This window comes from Pseudomonas tremae (assembly GCF_023278125.1).
GTDB classification, from domain to species: Bacteria; Pseudomonadota; Gammaproteobacteria; order Pseudomonadales; family Pseudomonadaceae; genus Aquipseudomonas; species Aquipseudomonas tremae.
This window is the reverse complement of record NZ_CP066270.1, coordinates 912,874-932,630: the sequence shown is the minus strand read 5'-3', so window position 1 is coordinate 932,630 and position 19,757 is coordinate 912,874. Positions and strand designations below refer to the sequence as shown.

The following is a 19,757-nucleotide window of genomic DNA, read 5'->3' as shown; positions in this document are numbered from 1 at the left end:
GTACCCGACCCCATCTCGCATGGGCTCAGCGCTGGATACTCACACCCAGCGAAGCCAGTGCGTCCCAGTAGCCCGGATAGGTCTTGCCGACGCAATCGGGGTCCTGAATATGGATACCTTTGATTTTCAGACCGGCCAGCGCAAAGCACATGGCGATACGGTGGTCGGCGTGAGTGTCGATCAGTGCATCGACAGTGGTACCAGCCAGAGCCGGATTGGCATTGACCAGAAGATCGTCGCCCTCCTCGACTGCCAGGCCGGGAGCAATGGCGCACAGGCCTTGGGACAAGGCTGAAATACGGTCGCATTCCTTGACGCGCAGGTTGGCGATGCCGACAAAGCGCACTGGCTGGCGATTGAAGGCCGCGAGCACAGCCAGCGTCGGAATGGCGTCCTGCATCTGCGAACCATCGATAACGGCGGGCATGTTCGGAAAAAGGTCGATGATCTGGCTGGCGAGCGCGTCTGGCTGAGTGAATGCGTCGCTGGCCACACCAAGATCGATACTGCCCTGGGTCAAAGCCTGTGCGGCCCACAGGTAGGTCGCTGCAGAGGCGTCCGGCTCGATGTGGAAGTCAGTGGCGCAGTAACCGGTAGCGGATACTTTCCAGGCCGAGTCGCCGATGGCCTGTACCTCTGCACCGAACGCCTGCATGGCGGCGAGCGTCAGATCGACATACCCACGGGCGCCGATTTCACTGCCGGTCAGGGCCACTTCAATAGCGCCCTTGCCGCACGCTCCGGCCATCAACAGCGCCGACACATACTGGCTGGACAGGTTGCCATCGATCTCGATACGACCTGCCGCCAGCCCACCCTTGCCGCTGATAGCCACTGGCGGGCAACCGCTTGGCGCGCTGACGTCCACGCCCATGCGTTGCAAGGCGTCAACCAACGGGCCGATCGGGCGCTTGCGCATGTACTCGTCACCGTCCACCACGAAGTCGCCCTCGAAATTGGCCAGCGCAGCGGTCAGAAAGCGCGTCGCGGTTCCGGCATTGCCCAGAAAAAGCGCTTGTTGCGGTGCGTTCCAGTGCCCATTGCTGGTCACTACGAACGTACTTTCGTCAGGCTCATCGACCTGCACACCCATCAGCCGCAAAGCTTCGGACATCACGCGAGTGTCGTCACTTTTCAACGCGCCGGTCAGGCGACTGGTGCCTTGGGCAAGGCCGGCCAGCAACAGCGCGCGGTTGGTGATCGACTTGGAGCCCGGCGGGCTGACGCGCCCGACCAGCGGGCGCTCGACAGGCAAAACAGTGAGGGTGGCTTGAGGTCGCATGATGTCCCTGAATGTCAGCGGAAAAACCACGATCCTAGCACGAGCGGGATCAAGCCCGCAGGGCGGTTTGCTGGACGCGCGAGCCTGCGCAGCCGTTTACTTTTGCGCAGAGCCGGACAGTTGCTGCAGCTTGTCGTTGGCGGCCAGCAACTGGTTGCGGTTGGCTGCCACATCGGTGACGTCATAGATCACCAGACACACATGGCTGATAGCGCCTGTGGTCGAGCGCAGCGGAAACAGCGTGGTGTTCTGGTACATGAACTCTTCGTGCCCGGTAATCGGCTGGTAGTTCTTGAAACGCACCAGGTACGGCCGCTGCTCCCAGATCGTGAACGCCGGCGTGCCCAGGGTCACGACGTTATCGACCTTCTTGCTGAACCACTTGGCATTTACCTCGGGGAAAACCTCGAAAAAGGTCTTGTCGACAGCCACATAGGGCACCACACCGGAACGGTTTTCCATGAAGGTATTCCAGACCGTTATCCGGTAGTTCAGGTCCAGTACCACGATGCCTACGTCAATGTTCTGGGTGACGGCCAGCAACCAATGAAGCTCGTTGATTTCGATAGCGTTGCTCATGGGTCAGCTCATCATGTAGGCGAGTTTTTTGGTAAGCAGTTCGACCGAGTCTTCGGTGAACAGCATCAGCAGATCGAAGTGAATATTGTGGCCTTCCACGCTGTAACTGATCTCGACCGCCAGGGTCTTTTTCCAGCGTTGCTGATTGACGCGAATGAGTTCGTCGATTCCGCCCTGCGCGCCCAGCAACTGCGGGTGCCCTTGGGAGAACGCGATGTCGATCTGCTCGGCAATGCCGCTCAGGCAAGCGCCGATGAGAATCGTGGACAGGTCCAGCAGCATCTCCATATTGGAGCTGTCGGAGTGATCGCCGCCCATCAGCTGGGACATGCCAGAGATTTCCGAGTCATGGAAAATCAACAGCGCCTCACCAGCGATACCGCCGCCGATGTAACCTTGGCAGACCGCTGTCAGCCGTTGATCGCTATGGGCGTCGGCCAGCGCCATGTGCAATTCGCCGACTTCGAGCATGTTGACGTTGGGCACCGGCAACTGCACGAACACGCCCAGCACCTTGGCAAGCAACGCGGCAGCGCGGCCCATGGCGACGTTGATGGTTTCGCGGAAGGCGTCCTGAAAGCTGATCACCCCGCCTTTGCCGTTGAGGGCTGGCAAGGCAACAGGGGATGTCGCCGGTTTGCCTAGCAGGCCAAGACGTTCCAGCGTGTCTTTGAGCTCGTCCGGGTCAGCGGGCTTTTTCAGAAACGCCAGGGCACCCAGTTCCATGACCCGGCGCACGGCTTCGTCCTGCACGTCGCCGGACACCACGATGACCTTGGCGTCCAGATTTTCCGCACGAATTGCCGCCAGCGTCTGGTAGCCGTCCATGACCGGCATGGTCAGGTCGAGCAGCACAATCTCGCCCTGACCTTTACGGATGGCCTCCAGGCCTTCCTGCCCTTGGGTAGCCAGGGTCACCGACACATCCCAATCGGCAGGCAAGGCACGCAGCAGTTGCTTTCGCGCCATGTTCGAGTCGTCGCATATCAATAGCGCAAGCGTGGACATCGTGTGGTTCTCACTACGGAAAAATCAGGCTGACGGTGGCGGACAGCACGTATGGTTTTGACGGGTCTTCGTTGGCTCTTTTAGAAAACGGCTGGTTCGAGCATGGACGCTTGATGGTCAGCATTTAAAGCAGAACTATAGCCTTAGTCGGCGATGTTTGAAGTTTCTGTAATTTATGTCGCTTTCCGTTGCGCCAGATCACTACCGCTGGCGCTAAAACGAGACTATTATCAAGTGATAGATTTAATAGTAATCACTCGATAGAGAGGTGTGACATGTCTCTGCCCATAGGCGACTACCACCCGGCTGTGCCCCGGCAGGACGATTTCTGGGAGGACTTGGGGATTCCAGAGCGTGGCGCCCGTCTTTATACGGCGCTGCACAGCGGCTTGCCCTACGAGGTGTTCGAACGGCTGGCGCATTACACAGACCTGAATCGTTCGACACTCGCCGAACACCTGGGCATCGCTCCGGCAACCTTGCAGCGTCGTCTCAAGGTGCGTCGCTTCAACGCCGAAGAAAGTGATCGTCTGTTTCGGCTGGCAGCTGTCTACAAGGCGGCACTGGACCTGTTCGAAGGCGACACCGAGGCCACCCGACTCTGGCTGGCGAATCCGGTTCACGGGCTGGGCAACAGCAGGCCGCTGGAAATGCTCGCCACTTCAGCCGAAACCCAGGCTGTGCTGGACCTGATCGGTCGACTGGAGCATGGAGTCGTAGCGTGATTTCGGTCTATCGTCTGGTCAAGCGCAAATGGCTGGCGCAAGCATTTGATGGCGAAGGGGCCAAACTCTACGGTGGACGCTGGAACAGCAAAGGCAACGCGTGCGTCTATTGCGCCGGCAGCGAGTCCCTTGCGCTACTGGAAATACTGGTTCACCTGAATAACGCCAGCGCGGCCCGTCATTACGCGATGCTGGAGCTGCAGATTGCCGAGGAGCACATCCTCAACGCCCGACCTGACACCCTGCCCCCGGACTGGCGTGAAGAGCCTGCCCCGCCGGCCAGCGCCTCATTCGGCGACGCCTGGCTGGCCTCCGGTCAAAGCCTGGCGCTGGCCGTACCCAGCGTGATCATCCCGCGCGAGTACAACTATCTGCTCAACGTCCAGCACCCGGAGTTCCAGGCTGTTGTTGCCACGGCCAGAACGCTGGAATTCGAAGCGGACCCGCGTTTGAAATGAGCGGACTGAGTCGCGGCCATAACCGGTAGCGCTATGCCTGATATCGATGTTTGATACCGATGCAACATAGCGCTGCCCGTGGGACGTTTTCAGCCGTCGTTCAGTGGGTTGCGGGCGCCTGAGCTGGCTCAGCCGCCTGCGGCAAGGCCATACCCTTCGGCCACAACAGCCAGATATTGCCTTTCTGCTTCATGTCGCCCGCCAGCTTGCCGGCCTCCTCGCCGGTGCCCCAGAACAGATCGGCGCGCACTTCACCGGCAATCGCACCGCCAGTGTCCTGAGCGGCCACCGGGCGCACGACACTGCTGCCGTCCGGGCGCGTAGTGGACAGCCAGAGCAGACTGCCCAGCGGGATGACCTTGCGATCAATGGCCACGCTGTAGCCCGGTGTCAGCGGCACGTTGAGCGAGCCACGAGGGCCTTCGTTGCTGTCAGGGTTACGAGCAAAAAATACATAGCTCGGGTTGCTGGACAGCAGTTCATTGACCCGCTCAGGATGCGCCTTGGCCCAGGCAGCGATGCTGCCCATGGTCACGTCTTCCTTCTTCAACTCGCCCTGCTCGACCAGCCAGCGACCAATGGCGCGATACGGACGACCGTTCTGATCGGCATAGCCAAGACGCAATTGCGAACCGTCCTCCAGGCTGACGCGGCCAGAGCCCTGGATCTGCAGAAACTGCAAGTCCATTGGGTCGGTCAGCCAGGCAATCACTGGCGCGGCCAGCCCGTTTGCATTGATCGTTGCTGCATCGTCGTAAGGCTTGAGTACACGCCCTTCAAGACGACCGCGCAGGCGCTTGCCTTTGAGTTCGGGGTAGATGCTATCCAGATTCACCACGATCAGATCGTCAGGAATGCCATACACCGGCACATTGGCGGTCTCCGTCCGAGTCAGGCTGCCGGGATAAACAGGCTCGTAGTAGCCGGTGATCAGGCCATCGGCGCTGCCGCTGTCTGCGCGCAGGCTGTAAACCTGCAACTGGTCCTGCAGAAATGTGCGGATCTGCGCCGCATCCGGCGCCGCTGCAAGGCTCGCCGCAGCAGCACACGTCGGCCCCCACACTGCGTCGGCCTTCAGCCGCAAACAGGCGCTGCGCCATGAGGCGAAACCTGCCTGCAAATCAGCATCCGAAACTGCTGGCAGCGCTTCCCAGGTGGCCTGGGCGTAAGTGGTGTGCGGCGCAGCCGGTGGCGTTGCCGGTTTATCGGACTTGTCACATGCCGTGAGTAAAGCGGCGAGTGGCAAAGCCAGCGCCAGGCTCCGGGACAATGACTTGAAAGAGAAGATCATCAGCACCAATCCTTTAACAGCCCACAGCAGGCTGGTGGGTAAGAGGCGTCATTGTGGCTGAATGAGGCTGAGTGGCCTAGGGGGTGAACTGCATTCGCGGCTCAGCCTATGCGCCTCAAAAGACTGCCGCCATACTGAGCGCGTCTATGTACTCGCCATCTCTATAAGCAAATTCCCTGTGTGTGCCTTCTACGACGAAGCCATGTTTTTCGTACAGCGCAATAGCAGGCTCGTTGTCGATAAATACCGTCAATTCCAGGCGTTTGATGTTTTGCCAGCGCGAGGCGGTTTCGATCAGTTCTTTTAACATCAGCCCCCCAATGCCTTGACGATGATGTCCGTCTGCGACGCCCATCCAGAAATCGGCGGCGTGTTGCCTTCGCCCCTGGAATCGATAAAGCATGGCGCACCCCACCACTGCACCGTCCTGCTCGGCAACCAGGGACAAGCCGGAAGAGGCCCGGTTTTCGACAAGCCGTTTTATATCGCTGGATGACTGATACGGCATGCGCAGCGTCCACCAGCGAAATACCGGCTGCTCGAATAAAAGAGCCAGAGAAGGCCAGTCGCTGTCAGCCATCGCGCGCACTATCAAGCTCATTTCGAACTCTGGCCTGGGTGCGGTTCCGGGTAGTCGCGATTGATGTCGATGGGCTTGGCGTAAGGTCCATCCCATAGTTGCTCATGCAGTTGCCCGATGCGTTTGGCCATGGAACTGTCGTGCAGTACCACTTCCAGGTTGCGCGAGTTGTCGAGGTAGCCGCCGAGCCAGTTGCTGGTGCCGACCCAGGCGATCCGGTCATCGATTTCCATGGTTTTGCTGTGGATCACCCGTGCATAGGGAATGAAGCCCTGCGCGGCCATTGGCAGGGTAACGATGCGTACCTGTACGTTGGGCACCAGGGCCAGGCTTTTCAGGTAGGCGACTTCGGGCATGCCGGTGTTCCAGTCTGAAACCATGAGTTTGACGGATACACCGCGTGCCGCTGCGCTGCGGATAGCGTTATCAATGACCGGGTAATATGGACGGGTCTTGTCCGGACCATAGGACAAAGGGGCGTAATCCAGCAACTGTATGCGAACCTCGTTCTTGGCTTCGCCCAGCAAGCGTGGGAGTTCTGCCTGCGAATCGACGACACCAGGCGGGTTGTAGCGTTGCGGGCTGGCGACCAGATAATTGCCGTCTGACGATGCGACGCTGTTGGTAGACGAAACAGGAACCGGTACTGGCTTGCCGTCGGTAATGGCCGCTTGGGCCAGCCAGTCCTGCTCGAACACTGACTGCACTTGTCGCACCACACCCGGCTCATCAATCCGCAAACCGGTTTCGTGAATGTGCTCCAGTGAGCGCCAGTCGAAATTCTGACTGCCTATAAATGCCTGTTTGCCATCAACCACAAAGAACTTGGCGTGGATGATGCCGTTGCCAGTAAGTTTGGCATAAGGCAGCACCCTCAGCGTGAGATTGGGGATCGCCCGCAACCGCTCCAGGGTCTTGGGGTCGGACATCTTCAGGCCTTTGTCTTCGAGAAGAAATCGTATCTGCACCCCTCGCTGCCCGGCTGATTGCAGGCTATCGAGCACCTTGTTCATGACAGAACCCGGCTGATCGGCCACATAGAACTGCTCGATGTCGATGCGTTTGGTGGCACCGTCGAACAGCTCGCGCCAGACATCGCCGGGCGCTCGCAAATCGGGGGTTTGCAGGTCGGTCCCGACGGGGACGGTGTGGACCAGTTCAAAACCGGGAATAGCGAAGTCGGCATGTGCCAACGGGCTCGACAACAGCAACGCAGCGATCAGACCGCGATAGCGCATGGGCATCGAGCGAAAACGGATAGACGAAGTCATGGAAGTCTCATCGCCAGAACAGGCAAAAGGCGCATGCCAGTGACATGCGCCTGTGGGTTAATCATGCCGTCCGGTAGTTGGGCTGGGGAACCGTGACCGGGTGCGACATTTCATCCTGCACCCTTGCCCCGCTGGAGGCACGGATCAACAGGATCTTGAGCTGATCGTTGATGCGCTCAAGGCTGTCCTGAAAAAAGTTATGAAAGACCACGCAGAACAAGGCGATTGCGATACCCAGACCTGTCGCGAACAACGCAGTGCCGATACCGGCAGAGATCTGCCCTGGGTCGGACACCCCGGCGCTGGCCAAGGCCTTGAAAGTGTCGATGATGCCCAGGATAGTGCCCAGCAACCCCAGTAATGGCGCGGCCGTGGTGATGGTCTCGATAAGCCAGAGGCTGCGGGACAACGGCGCTCGCGTGCTCAGATACTGAGTTTCGATGACGTCATCCAGATCCCGGCGTGAGCCATGGGCATTTTTCTGGGCAAGCACCGGCAGGACCATTTCCAGTGGGAGGCTGGTCCGGCGCGTCAGTGCTTCAGGCAGGTCCTTTTCACTGTGTACCGAAGCGTTGAGCGCTGTTTGCAGCGCCCGCGACTGGCGGCGCACATAAGCAAAGTAGATGCCTCGTTCGATCGCGACAAAGATCGCAATCGCGATGGCGGCATACATCACGTAGAAAGTGATGTCGTGGAGCTGATTCATGTCCATGGCGCAGACCTCTGGTCAATGAAGGGTTAGAAATTGGCTTCCAGGGAAACCGTGACGGTACGCTCGACCCCGACGATGTAGGCCGGATCGCCATCGCGGAAACCGCTGTAAGTGCCTGCGTTGGTTTTGGTGGTGTACACGCCGTCCAGGTATTTCTTGTCGAACAGGTTGTCGACGTTCAGTCGCAAGGTGGCGTCCTTGACGATTTTCTTGTCCACCGGCAAATAGATGCCTCCGCCCAGATTGAAGATGGTGCGCCCCGGAATGCTTTCGTCGTTGGTCAGGTCGCCGTAAAGCTTGCTGGTGACCTTGCCGCCGAACGTGCCGTAATAACTGCCATCGTCATAGCCGATATTGGCCGCCAGCATGTTCTTCGGCACGTTGGTGAACTGCTTGCCACTGGTAGGCAATTCGATGGCTGCGCCGTTATTGAAAACGGTCAGGTCATCTTTCTGTTTGGCGCGGGTGTAGGTGTATGAGGTGTAGTAGTTGAAGTGGTTAGGCAACAGGCCGCTCCACTCCAGCTCCAGACCGCTGTTGTCCACTGCGCCGGCGTTGATATCGGCAAAGTCGCCGTTGACGTCCTTCGAAGACACCTGACGGTCCTTGAACTGCATGTAAAACAGGGTGGCCGCCAGCGTCATGTCCTGGTCGGTAAAGCGCCAGCCCAGTTCGTGGTTCCAGCTGGTTTCCGGCTTGCTGTTGATGGAGCCGGTGCCCGGGTCGTACAGCACGTAGTTCTGCGGTATGCGCATGTTGCGCGACAGGCTGTAGAACAACTGGTCACGCTCATCGAGCTGATATTTGAGACCGACGTTGGGCAGCAGCTTGTTATACGTCTGGTCACGTTTTTCCGGCCGCTCGGTGAGGCTGCCGTGGTTGTCGCCTTCTCGTTCGACATTCATGAAGGCCAGGCCGCCAATGAGTGTCCAGTCAGGGGCGAAATACCACGTGTCCTGAGCCCAGACTTTTTGCGCAGGCGTAACGGTATAGCGGTCCCGGCCCTGGATCTCGTTGCCATTGGCATCGACCACGTAATCGGAGTCCGGCAAGATACTTTCCGGCTTGCCGTTGCTCTTCAGGCGAATGAAAGGCTGGGTCTGCAACTGGCGCGCGCGTTCATACCAGTAGCCAACTTGCACGCTGTGTTCGTCGTTGATGTCCCAGTTCAACTTGGTGGTGATGCCGGGGCGCCAGGTCTGGGTACGTGAAGGCCGGTAATAAACGCCAGTGGTCGATGAACCGTCAGCGTTATAAGCGGCAGCGGTCGGCAGATTGCTCAGGTCAAATACACCGCCCAGGTTAGAGCCGCGGTTTAGCGCGTAGGACGAGCTGTTTACACCGCTGCCGTTGCCCCAGAAGTAATAAGGTATGACGGACAGCGACAGGTTGTCGGCCAGTTTAAATTGCGTATTGAGCACACCGGTGAAGGTCTGGAACGGGTTTTGCGCCAGCTCGTAATAACCGGAGAGTTTGCCGTTGCTGCCCAGTGCAGGCCTGGACGGATAAGGGTCGAACTTGCGGCCGCCTTGTTCAAACTGGCTCTTTGTTAGCTGGCTGTAACTGTTGTTGTCTTGCTCGTGGTACTTGAGGATCAGGTTGGCCGTATTGCCCGACCCCATGTCGAAAAAGCTGTTCCATTCCACCTTGTCAGCGCGCACTGCCCCGTCACCGCGCCATTTCTGGCCTTCGGTGTGAGACATCGACAACCAGTTGCTTAGCCCGTTTATCTCACCGGTATTGAGCCGCGCGAAGGTTTTGTAAGTGCCGTTGCTGCCCGCCACCTGTTTGACGAATGCGCCGGTTTCCTTGGTGGGCCGAATGGTCACAATGCCAATATTGCCGCCGCTGGAACCGATGTGCGGGCCGTCACTTTCTGCAGCACCCTGAGTCACGAAAATCTGATCGATGTTTTCCGGGTCACCCAGCAGGTTGGAATACAGCGCGTAGTTGCCGGAGTCATTGATCGGCATGCCGTCAACCGACATGCCGACCTGATCGGAGTTGAGCCCGCGCATGGTGAACTTGAATCCTGAAAGACCGGTGGCGTCTTCGCTGGAGATGTTCAGGCCTGGCGTGTACTTGAGCTTGTCGATCGCATTCCCGGTCGCGGTCTGCTTGTCGAGTGCTTCTTTAGTGACAGTGGAACGCGCCTTGATGCTTTCCTCCTGCACCATGTAACCACCACCGGCAGTTGCCTTGCCTTGCACGCCAATGGTGCCGACATCACTGGCGTTCTGGTCAGCCATGGCCATGCCGTGGCTCATGCCAGCGGCGACCAACGCAAGGTGAATCCTGGAAAACTTCATCACATTGTTCCTTGTCAGTGCTATTGCACGCTGTAGTTGAAGGTGGCGGTAAAGCGCTGTTCATTGCGCCCGCCGAAGGCTTGTTCAGGAAATGGCTTGACCTGCTTGATGCGGCGCAGGCTATTGGTCGCGGCTCGATTGAGCAGCATGCTGGAGGCCTGGCTCTGAATACCGGAATCGAGCACGTGCCCTTGACGGTCGACCAGCAACCACACCACCACTTCGCCACTCGGGCGCTCGAGCGATGCCTGACGTCCGGTCGGATATTGTTTGTAGCCGTCCAGTTCGTTGCGCAGCCCTTTGAGGTAACCCCCTTCAATACCCTGAGAGTCCACCTTCGGCGGTGCGGGTGGCGCGGGTGGTGACGGCGGCGATACCGGGGCGCTGACCACCGGTTTGCTGGGTGCCTGAACCGGCTCGACGGGTTTGGCCACTGGCGGTTTGGGCTTGGGCAAAGGTTTAGGTTTCGGCTCTGGCTTGGGCTTGGGAACGGGCTTGGGCGGCGGAGCAGGCTCGGCGTCTTCGCTCTCGACTACGGGTGGCGGAGGCGGCGGCTCTTCGGCCTGAGGCGGAGGCGGCTCGGCCTGCTTCAATGGCTCCGGCGCAGGCGCTTCGGGCTCGATCAGCGCGAGTTCCACTGCAGACTCGTCGTAGACCGGCTCCATTTTCAGCGGGCGAGTCTGCACACCAATCACGATTGCAATGAGTGCCAGCAGCGCAGGCAGGCCACCAAGCCACTGGCGTACGCGAAACAGGGCGTACATGATCAGGACTTACGCGTAGCGATGGAAACGGATGTGAAGCCACCCAGACGCAAGGTGTCCATGACCTCGACCAGGCGTGCGACTTCGACGCCTTTGTCGCTGTTCACGATGATGGTGGTTTTGGTGTCCGGCTTTTCCAGCGCCTTCAAGGCTGGCACCAGAGCATCGACGGTGGTGGCCTTGCCGTCGAGTTGCAACTCGCCGTTGAGCCCCAGGGTCAGGATCGATTTGTTCTGCGGTTTGAGCTGCTGGGAGCTGCTGGCGCTGGGTAGCTGGGTTTTCATGCCCAGAGCCGGAATCACGTTCAGGCTTACCAGCACAAAAAACACCAACAGGAACATCATCACGTCGATCATCGGGATCAGTTCGATGTGTGCCTTGCGCTTCTTGGGTTCATCCCACGTTCTCATGCCAGCTTCTCGCTCTCTTGTAAGAGGCCGAGAATCTAACAACCGAACATGACCGATCGGTTGGTTTTACAAGTCCGATACATGACTGTTACATGGCTTTTGTGCGCACATCCTGTGGCACATAAATGATTCTTGCATCTGTCACACAAACGCCATCACAACGCTGCAGCGTTTGAGCATTTAACCCGGTGGAAAATACGGATGAGCGTCCTGCTGCCAACTATCCGAACCTCGCGTCTATTGCTCGCTGCGTTGCGCCCGAACCAGGCTTCGACCCTGTCACGCCTGGCAGACGAGCCCACTATCGCGGCCATGACCTCGACGCTGCCCAGCCCCTATACGCTGGAGCATGCGCAGGCATTCATCGCTGAAATACCCGAACATTTTGCCGCAGGTCGAACGTTGACCCTCGGGGTTCACGTCAGGGAAACCTCAGAGCTGACCGGGGTCGTCTCGTTGCGCTTCTCCAAATCGCATCACAGCGCCAACCTGGGTTACTGGACCGGAGCCGACTACCGCAACAAGGGCTACATCTGCGAAGCGGTTCAGGGCTTGCTGATGCACGGATTCACTAACATGAACCTCAATCGCATCGCAGGTCAGTGTTTCAGCGACAACCCGGCCAGCGCCAGGGTGCTGGAGAAGTGCGGACTGTCGTACGAGGGATGCATGAAAGAGGTGTTTCTGAAAAACGGTGTATTCAAGGACATGCTGCTGTTCGGGCTATTGCGCTCGCAGTACGTAGCGTCGGAGACCATGTAATGACTGATTTCAACGCGGACCGTCGCCGCATCATCACGGGAGTGGCCGGTGCCACCTTACTGTCGATCCTGAGCCCGTTCGCCCGCAGCGCCGGTGTCGATTATCCGTTTACGCTAGGCGTGGCGTCTGGCGACCCGGTGCCGGACGGCTTTGTGATCTGGACACGTCTGGCCCCCAAACCAGTCACCCCGACAGGCGACGATGGCTTGACCAAGCCAGTTGAAGTGCGCTGGAAAATTGCCAGCGACGCGGCCATGACACGCATTGTGCGTTCGGGCCAGACCACTGCCCATGCGCGCTTTGCGCACTCAGTGCATGTTGAAGCGAGCGGTCTGCAGCCAGGCCGTCCCTATTGGTATCAGTTCGAAAGCCTGGGCGCGCAAAGCCCGGTGGGCCAGGCGTGCACTGCGCCGCCAGCAACCGCCATGGTCGCGGCGCGATTCGGTTTTGTGTCGTGTTCACATTGGGAAGCCGGCTATTTCAGCGCCTACCGGCACCTGGCGGCAGAGCGGCCTGATCTGGTGTTCTTTCTCGGCGACTATATCTATGAGATGAACGCATCTTCTGAAAAAATCCAGTTCCCGCGTCGCCATGCCACACCAGACCCGATGGACCTCTCCGGCTATCGCAACCGATACGCGCAGTACAAGACCGACCCGGACCTGCAAGCCCTGCATGCCTGCGCGCCGAGCGTCGTCACCTGGGACGATCACGAAGTGCAGAATGACTACGCAGCGCAGTGGTCCCAGGATCCGGGCGTATCGGTAGAAAGCTTCCTGCGTCGCAGAGCCGCCGCTTACCAAGCCTTCTACGAGCACATGCCTTTGCGCGCCAGCAGCCTGCCCAAGGGGCCGGATATGCGCATCTACCGCAATCTGGATTACGGCCGTCTGGCTCGTTTTCATGTTCTGGACGGTCGGCAATATCGCTCTGAACAACCCTGTATTCCGGCCAGCGGCAGCCACAAGGGCTACGTCGCACGCGGCGACTGCGCTGACCTTACTGACCCGAAACGCACCATGCTCGGCTGGGAGCAGGAAGCCTGGCTGGACCGCAGCTTTGCTCAATCCCCCGGACAATGGAATGTCATCGCTCAGGATTTGCTGGTCGCGCCGCTGATACAACGCAATCCGGGTACCCAGGAACTGGGCCGCTGGACCGATGGCTGGGACGGCTACATAACCACTCGCGAGCGTATGTTGGCTTCTCTGCAACGCCATCAAACCCGCAACCCGGTGTTCTGGGGCGGCGATATTCATTCGTTCTGGACCACTGACCTGCATGCCGATGCAGGCAACCCGGACTCAGCCGTCATCGCCACCGAATTCGTCGGCACCTCGGTCACATCCGGCGGGCCGCCGTTCGAGGCCTTCAATAGCATTCTCGGGCTCAACCCGCACGTGAAGTTCTTCGAAAGTCGTCAGCGTGGCTACGTCGCCGTCGACCTGACTGAACATCAGATGTCTGCCCGCTTCCAGGTGGTTTCGGATGTGCTCGACCCTGCCGCCAGCGTGTCGACGCTCAAGCGCTTTATGGTAGAAGCCGGAAAGGCGGGGGCTATGGAGGGATAGGCGCTGAGCGCCCTTCTATTGTCCACCCCTGCGCGACAGTCAAACCCGCTTCGTTTCGAGAGAGATTACTGTAGGAAAAATCGCGACCCAATAAAAAGGCTTTTCCGCAGATCAGCGGAAAAGCCTTCTATCTATCGCGCAGCATCTGAAGCAGAGTATCGAGGCAATGCGCACTATTTCAACTGATTGGCGAACCGTCCGACCGCACCGACCACCTGTTTCGCACCCTCCTGAATCTCGACGATCACTGCGCCCGCCTCGTTGGCCAGCAACAGGCCCTGCTCGGCCTGAGTGCGGCTATTGGCCATGCCGCGCACGGCTTCATCAGCCAGCGCCTGGTTTTGCTGCACCACGGTGACGATTTCTTCGGTCGCCGCACTGGTGCGGCCTGCCAACTGACGAACTTCGTCGGCAACCACCGCAAAGCCCCTGCCCTGCTCACCAGCCCGGGCGGCTTCGATGGCGGCGTTCAGCGCCAGCAAATTGGTCTGCTGGGCGATGCCGCCAATGGTTTGTACGATGGAGTTGATCAACACTGACTGTTTGCCCAAGGCTTCGATTCCGGAGGACGCCGACTGCATTTCTTCGGAGATCTTGCGCATGGTATCGACAGTATTCTGTACAACATCTGCGCCACGCTGGGCACTGACGTCAGTGCGTTGGGATATTTCAAAAGCTACGCTGGCTGCCTGGCTGACTTCATCTTCGCGGGCCACCTGATCAGTCACCAGCGTGGCGAACTTGACGACCTTGTAGAGTTTGCCCTGCGCGTCATGGACCGGGTTATAGGTCGCCTCCAGCCAGACATCACGGCCGCTGCTGTCGATGCGTTTGAACCGGCCAGCGACAAACTCGCCACGGTTGAGCGTTGCCCAGAAATCTCGGTAGGCAGCCTGCGACGTTTCATGCGAATCGCAGAACATGCTGTGGTGCTTGCCTTTGATTTGCGTGAGGTTGTAACCCATGCCGCGCAGAAACTGTTCGTTGGCAGTCAGCACATGCCCGCTCAGGTCGAACTCGATCACGGCACTCGAGCGTAACAGGGCCTGAATGAACGCAGCATTCTCGGCAGCCTTTTCGACGACCTCCGTGATATCCGATCCGTAACACTGCAAGTGCGTCAGCTTGCCCTGCTCATCCAGAACCGGCTGCCACATCGCGCGGATCCAGACCAGGCTGCCATTGGCATGCAGAAAACGGTACCTGTCGATGACCGACTCACCGTTCTGCGTCGCTGACTTCAGGTCGCGATAACACGCGAGCTGCCTGACGTAACTCGGCACCAGTTGGTCCATGTCACGGCCAACAAGCTGATCGAGCGTATAGCCCAGCGCCTGCAGGAAATTCCCGTTGGCGTGGGAGATGCGGTTGCTGGCATCCAGAGTCATCGACAGCATTCGCGCGTCGATACCTTTCTGCATTTGCCGGTACATGAATAACTCGGCCTGTTGTGCCTGTAATTCCTTTTTCAAGCGAGTATTGAACATGGCTGCACCGTTGAGAGGGTTGTACGTATATATCGGCACAAGCGTAGACGCAGTGGAGGCATTTCGTCGGAATATGACAGGTGAAATTCTATGTTTTGCCTGACATTCGTGACGTAGAACCGAAAATCCGCATTTGAGCTAGCCTTGGATTGAAACCAGAGGGGCAAAGCTGATGTCGATGTGCGGCAGGGCCAGTCCTGCCGGGCCGAAAGGGTCTGTTAAGCTCCGTTGCCTGACGCACGGTCATTTGAGGAAGCTTTGATGCAACGCATTCTGATTACAGGTGCCAATGGATTTGTAGGCCAGACGCTGTGCAGCAGGCTGCAACAGGCGGGGCATCATGTCATTGCACTGGTAGGCGCCGAGTCGTCGCTGTCCGCACAGGCCAGCGAGTCTGTACGCTGTGATATTCGCGATGCAGATGGCCTGGAGCACGCGTTGTCTCGAACAGCGCCGACTCACGTTGTGCATCTGGCAGCGGTCACCCATGTGCCTACCAGCTTCAAAGACCCTGTACTGACCTGGCAAACCAACGTCATGGGCAGCGTAAACCTGTTACAGGCACTGCAACGAAAGGCTCCCGATGCCTTTGCATTGTTCGTGAGCTCGTCGGAGGTATACGGCGAAACCTTCAAGCAAGGCACCGCGCTGGGCGAAGAGAGCGTCTGCAAGCCGATGAACCCCTATGCAGCCAGCAAGCTCGCGGCAGAAGCGGCGTTCAACGAGCATTTGCGTCAGGGCCACAGAGGGGTTGTCGTACGCCCCTTCAATCACATTGGTGCCAGGCAGTCGCCTGATTTTGCTACCGCGTCGTTTGCCAGACAGATCGCCCTGATCGAGGCGGGAAAACAGCTACCCGAGTTGAAAGTCGGCAACCTGCTGGCGGCGCGAGACTTTCTTGATGTGCATGATGTGTGCGAGGCCTATATCGCCTTGTTGACGCTGGCCGACACGCGAGAAGACTGTCCCGGGTGCCTGAACATCTGCAGCGGGGAGCCCACCAGCCTCGAAACCATACTTGCGCATCTCATGGCACTAAGCTCAGGCACCATCGAAGTAAAAGTCGACCCGGAGCGCATGCGTCCTTCGGACATACCCAGCGCCTTCGGCAACAACTCCGCGATGCGAGGCTTCACGGGCTGGAAACCGACTACCAGCCTGAACGAAACGCTTGCCAACCTTCTGAACTACTGGCGTCACGAAGTGGCATCAACAGTAGTTTGAGCAATCGAATATATTCATCGGATTGCCAGCACAGGCGTCATGATCAATGACGCCTTGAAGCTCAGCCCTGCCGCGCGCAGGGCTTCAATCAGAACGAGCGCCCGTTCTGATTACGCTTTACATCGGCATCTACCATCAACCGGCACAGCTCTTCGAGACCGGTCTTTGCCTCCCACCCCAGCACGTTTCTGGCTTTTTCAGGATTGCCGATCAGTAATTCGACTTCAGACGGTCGATAGAACCGTGGATTGACCTGCACCAGAGGCTTGCCTGTGTTCACGTCGATGCCGCGCTCGTTTTCTGCACTGCCCACCCACTCAAGGTTGATGTCGACAGCCTTGAACGCCATGGATACAAAATCACGAACAGTTTCGGATCGATGGGTTGCCAGGACGAAAGAGTCAGGCTCGTCGGCCTGCAGCATCCGCCACATACCTTCGACATACTCTTTGGCAAAGCCCCAGTCCCGCCGTGCGTCCAGGTTGCCCAGCTCCAGAATCTGCGGCATGCCCAGTGAAATACGAGCAGCGGCATCGGTGATCTTGCGGGTGACGAACTCCTTGCCGCGCAGCGGAGACTCGTGATTGAACAAAATTCCGCTGGCACCAAAGATGCCGTAGGACTCCCGATAGTTGATCGTCATCCAGTGCGCATACAATTTGGCGACACCATAGGGGCTGCGCGGATAAAACGACGTCGTCTCAACCTGCGGTACTTCCTGCACCTTGCCGAACATCTCGGACGTCGATGCCTGGTAAAACCGTATTTTCGGGTTCACGATCCGTATGGCTTCAAGCAGATTGACGGCTCCAAGACCAGTGATTTCCGCTGTCGTGATGGGCTGATCGAAGGAAACACCGACGAAGCTCAGCGCTGCCAGGTTGTATATCTGGGTGGGCTCAGCCTTTTGCAGCAGGCGGATACTCGCGCTCAGGTCTGTCAGGTCATGCTCGACCAGATGCAGATTCGGATGTTCGGCGACACCGAGTTCCTCGAGCCGCCAGAAATTGACAGAGCTGGTACGGCGAAAAGTACCGTAGACCCTGTAGCCTTTTTCCAGCAGAAGCTGAGTAAGGTAAGCGCCATCCTGGCCTGTGACGCCAGTGATGATTACGGACTCTGTGGGTGTGGTCATAATGGGATTCCGGTCTGGGGCTGGCTCGGCGTGTAGTTATTGTAGTGCGCTGTGTCGATGAACAGCAGCACGCGCGCTTCGAAGACAACCCAGAGTTTGAGTCGAAGCACCCGATCACTATAGATCTGGAATCTGAAGTGCAGCCGGTCAATTTCAAATAGCCACTTCTGCGATCACTCGGGGAGGATCAGACAGCGAGTCCGACGGCTGATATAGCGCCTTGGCGCTGCGGCCACACAGACCGCTGGTCGATATTATGAATTAGCCTGACGCAAATTGATGGCACTAAGACATCATGCATAATGTCTTATGTCTCTCGATGTTAATGCTTGGTGCAACATGCTCGCCTCACCCTTTGATCGTCCCAGCCCTGAAGATTCGCAAACCCTTGCCGAGGTCGAGCGAACGATTGTTACAGGCGTGGGCGGGCTGCGCTTCAACCGCGCTCTCGAGCGGCGTTACCAGGTGGAAACCCGGCTGCAACGGCGTGAGTTTCTGACAGTCATGAGCATCGGTGGCAGCCTGATCTATAACCTGTTTCTGATCAGTGACTGGCTGATTTTGCGGGATGTGTTTATGTACGTGGCCTTGGGCCGTCTGTGCCTGATCACACCTATGTTTATCATTCTGTTGGTGCTCGCTCGGCGCTTTCCCTCTCGTCAGGCGATGGAAACGACCGCAGCCGTGGCTACCGTGCTGTGCTCGCTCATGCCGATGGTGGTGATGATTTACAGCGAGAGCCCCTATCAGATCTTTTATCAGCTGGGCATGCTGCTGATCATGGTCTATTGCACCATGATCCAGCAGTTGCCGCTGCGCCACGCAGCTGCTGCAATGTCATCCATGCTGATCATCCAGCTAGTGACCACCTACATCGCCAACTTTGGTGATGTGCTCATCTGGCAGGCCAATGCACTGTTGTTCGTCTCCACGGTCATGCTGCTGTTGATGGCTTCCTATTTTCTGGAGCGGGCAGCCCGTCTCAGCTATCTTTTTGCGCTGCGCGGGCGCTTGCTGCAAGTGCAGTTGCTGGAATACGCACGTACCGATGCGCTGACCCGCCTGTTCAATCGACGCTATCAGGACGAAGTGCTGACGTCGGTCTGGGAGCGCGCTCGAAAAAAGCAGGCAAGCGTGGCCATCATCCTGCTGGATATTGATCACTTCAAATCCTACAACGACAACTACGGCCATCCGCAAGGCGATGTCTGCCTGAAATTGCTCTGCAACGAGATTCAGCGAAGTGCAACCGCCTGTGGTGCAATGGCGTTCAGGTTTGGCGGTGAAGAGGTGCTGGTCTTGATGAATGCCGATGCTGGCCAGGCCACAAAAATGGCAGAAACGCTGAAAGCTTCGGTGGCTGCCCTAAAGCTGCCGCACCCTGCGCAGGGGGAAGGCGCGCACGTCACCATCAGCCTCGGCGTCGCGTCTGCGATTGCCCCCCTGACCACTTACGACACGCTGATCAGCGCTGCAGACGATGCGCTGTACGCTGCCAAGCGCGCCGGGCGCAATGCTGTGTTTTGCCAGCCCTGATGCCTCCAGGCGGCAGAAACGGCAAGTGCGGACGCTATCCGCTGTTGCAAGGCAGGCCTGATCACCCGACAGGTAAGTGATTTGCCAGGCTTTACCCCACTCCCCTTCCCGCTTTAATCTCGACGCGCAATCATTTGGCTGGGAGCCATCGCATGGGCGTTCACATTGACATCAATAACAACCCCACTGAAGAGGATCGTCTGGCGATTCTCGAGCCGTTGAAGCGTTTCAACGCCGAGCAGGCAGGTGACGGGAAGTCCGAGAAGATTGCAATATTCATTCGCGATGACGAGACGCAGGAGGTTCTCGGGGGTCTGCACATGCGCATTCTGTTCGAATGGCTGTTCATCGAGTTACTGGTCGTGCCGGAGCAGGTCCGTGGACAGGGGATGGGCTCACGTCTGATGCAGATGGCCGAAGATCTGGCCATAGAGAGAGGCTGTGTGGGCATATGGCTGGACACCTTCGACTTCCAGGCGCCGGACTTCTATCGCCGTCACGGTTACACCGAGTTCGGCCAGCTCGATGACTACCCGCGCGGGCACAAACGCTTCTTTTTCCAGAAGCGCCTGTCGAGCGAACAGCCCTGAGGTATTTGCGGCGAGCCTGGTGCGATTATCGATTGCGGCGAGGCTCGCCGCCATGCGCTGCAA

General features: G+C 58.3%; 19 protein-coding genes. 7 read left to right on the top strand and 12 right to left on the bottom strand.

Features of this window, described 5'->3' with window-relative positions:
• Positions 1–25 precede the first annotated feature (25 nt).
• From aroA to I9H09_RS04300, 3 genes are all read right to left on the bottom strand, one after another.
• Positions 26–1,282 (bottom strand): 3-phosphoshikimate 1-carboxyvinyltransferase, encoded by a 1,257-nt coding sequence (aroA, locus tag I9H09_RS04310; RefSeq protein WP_005891019.1) that lies wholly within the window; start codon positions 1,280–1,282, stop codon positions 26–28.
• 96 nt (positions 1,283–1,378) lie between these two features.
• The gene (locus I9H09_RS04305; protein WP_005891018.1) at positions 1,379–1,861 is read right to left on the bottom strand and encodes a PAS domain-containing protein; all 483 of its coding nucleotides are present in this window, start codon (positions 1,859–1,861) and stop codon (positions 1,379–1,381) included.
• Positions 1,862–1,864: 3 nt separating this feature from the next.
• The gene (locus tag I9H09_RS04300; RefSeq protein WP_005891015.1) at positions 1,865–2,869 is read right to left on the bottom strand and encodes a response regulator; all 1,005 of its coding nucleotides are present in this window, start codon (positions 2,867–2,869) and stop codon (positions 1,865–1,867) included.
• 275 nt (positions 2,870–3,144) lie between these two features.
• Here I9H09_RS04300 and parS point away from each other — a divergent pair, with 275 nt between their 5' ends.
• Together parS and I9H09_RS04290 are read left to right on the top strand one after the other, a co-directional pair.
• Positions 3,145–3,594, top strand: a complete 450-nt coding sequence (gene parS / locus I9H09_RS04295; protein WP_005891013.1) for a type II RES/Xre toxin-antitoxin system antitoxin — start codon at positions 3,145–3,147, stop codon at positions 3,592–3,594.
• The gene (locus I9H09_RS04290; protein WP_024690773.1) at positions 3,591–4,052 is read left to right on the top strand and encodes an RES family NAD+ phosphorylase; all 462 of its coding nucleotides are present in this window, start codon (positions 3,591–3,593) and stop codon (positions 4,050–4,052) included. The genes parS and I9H09_RS04290 overlap by 4 nt, the downstream gene beginning before the upstream one ends.
• Before the next feature lie 100 nt (positions 4,053–4,152).
• Here I9H09_RS04290 and mltA read toward each other — a convergent pair whose 3' ends face one another.
• The 7 genes from mltA to I9H09_RS04255 form a co-directional block, all read right to left on the bottom strand.
• On the bottom strand, positions 4,153–5,343 hold the full coding sequence (mltA, locus tag I9H09_RS04285) for a murein transglycosylase A (RefSeq protein ID WP_054998011.1): 1,191 nt from the start codon (positions 5,341–5,343) through the stop codon (positions 4,153–4,155).
• Between the two features lie 115 nt (positions 5,344–5,458).
• Entirely contained in the window at positions 5,459–5,944 is a 486-nt protein-coding gene (locus tag I9H09_RS04280; protein WP_005891002.1) for a GNAT family N-acetyltransferase, read from the bottom strand.
• Positions 5,941–7,194, bottom strand: coding sequence for a phospholipase D-like domain-containing protein (locus tag I9H09_RS04275; RefSeq protein WP_005890999.1), 1,254 nt, complete (start codon positions 7,192–7,194; stop codon positions 5,941–5,943). The genes I9H09_RS04280 and I9H09_RS04275 overlap by 4 nt, the downstream gene beginning before the upstream one ends.
• A 61-nt stretch (positions 7,195–7,255) precedes the next feature.
• Positions 7,256–7,906 carry a MotA/TolQ/ExbB proton channel family protein gene (locus tag I9H09_RS04270; protein WP_005890996.1) on the bottom strand — a complete coding sequence of 217 codons (651 nt, stop codon included), beginning with the start codon at positions 7,904–7,906 and terminating at the stop codon, positions 7,256–7,258.
• 26 nt (positions 7,907–7,932) lie between these two features.
• The gene (locus tag I9H09_RS04265) at positions 7,933–10,215 is read right to left on the bottom strand and encodes a TonB-dependent receptor (protein ID WP_005890993.1); all 2,283 of its coding nucleotides are present in this window, start codon (positions 10,213–10,215) and stop codon (positions 7,933–7,935) included.
• A gap of 20 nt (positions 10,216–10,235) precedes the next feature.
• Positions 10,236–10,979 carry an energy transducer TonB family protein gene (locus I9H09_RS04260; RefSeq protein ID WP_054998009.1) on the bottom strand — a complete coding sequence of 248 codons (744 nt, stop codon included), beginning with the start codon at positions 10,977–10,979 and terminating at the stop codon, positions 10,236–10,238.
• 2 nt (positions 10,980–10,981) lie between these two features.
• The gene (locus I9H09_RS04255; protein ID WP_005898009.1) at positions 10,982–11,389 is read right to left on the bottom strand and encodes an ExbD/TolR family protein; all 408 of its coding nucleotides are present in this window, start codon (positions 11,387–11,389) and stop codon (positions 10,982–10,984) included.
• A 201-nt stretch (positions 11,390–11,590) separates the two neighbouring features.
• On the opposite strand from I9H09_RS04255, the gene I9H09_RS04250 reads away from it, so the two are divergent.
• Both I9H09_RS04250 and I9H09_RS04245 read left to right on the top strand, forming a co-directional pair.
• On the top strand, positions 11,591–12,151 hold the full coding sequence (locus tag I9H09_RS04250; protein WP_024690777.1) for a GNAT family N-acetyltransferase: 561 nt from the start codon (positions 11,591–11,593) through the stop codon (positions 12,149–12,151).
• On the top strand, positions 12,151–13,722 hold the full coding sequence (locus tag I9H09_RS04245; protein ID WP_122347664.1) for an alkaline phosphatase D family protein: 1,572 nt from the start codon (positions 12,151–12,153) through the stop codon (positions 13,720–13,722). Before I9H09_RS04250 ends, I9H09_RS04245 begins: the two co-directional genes overlap by 1 nt.
• A 173-nt stretch (positions 13,723–13,895) precedes the next feature.
• Here I9H09_RS04245 and I9H09_RS04240 read toward each other — a convergent pair whose 3' ends face one another.
• Entirely contained in the window at positions 13,896–15,209 is a 1,314-nt protein-coding gene (locus I9H09_RS04240; protein WP_024690778.1) for a methyl-accepting chemotaxis protein, read from the bottom strand.
• A gap of 261 nt (positions 15,210–15,470) precedes the next feature.
• Here I9H09_RS04240 and I9H09_RS04235 point away from each other — a divergent pair, with 261 nt between their 5' ends.
• A complete protein-coding gene (locus tag I9H09_RS04235) occupies positions 15,471–16,433 on the top strand; it encodes a GDP-mannose 4,6-dehydratase (RefSeq protein ID WP_054998007.1) in 963 nt (320 codons plus the stop codon).
• Positions 16,434–16,521: 88 nt separating this feature from the next.
• On the opposite strand, the gene gmd is transcribed toward I9H09_RS04235, so the two are convergent.
• On the bottom strand, positions 16,522–17,568 hold the full coding sequence (gmd, locus tag I9H09_RS04230; RefSeq protein ID WP_024690780.1) for a GDP-mannose 4,6-dehydratase: 1,047 nt from the start codon (positions 17,566–17,568) through the stop codon (positions 16,522–16,524).
• A 339-nt stretch (positions 17,569–17,907) separates the two neighbouring features.
• Between gmd and I9H09_RS04225 the strand changes: the two genes are divergently transcribed.
• Both I9H09_RS04225 and I9H09_RS04220 read left to right on the top strand, forming a co-directional pair.
• The gene (locus I9H09_RS04225) at positions 17,908–19,104 is read left to right on the top strand and encodes a GGDEF domain-containing protein (RefSeq protein WP_005890980.1); all 1,197 of its coding nucleotides are present in this window, start codon (positions 17,908–17,910) and stop codon (positions 19,102–19,104) included.
• Between the two features lie 152 nt (positions 19,105–19,256).
• Positions 19,257–19,694 carry a GNAT family N-acetyltransferase gene (locus I9H09_RS04220; RefSeq protein ID WP_055002199.1) on the top strand — a complete coding sequence of 146 codons (438 nt, stop codon included), beginning with the start codon at positions 19,257–19,259 and terminating at the stop codon, positions 19,692–19,694.
• Positions 19,695–19,757: the final 63 nt, after the last annotated feature.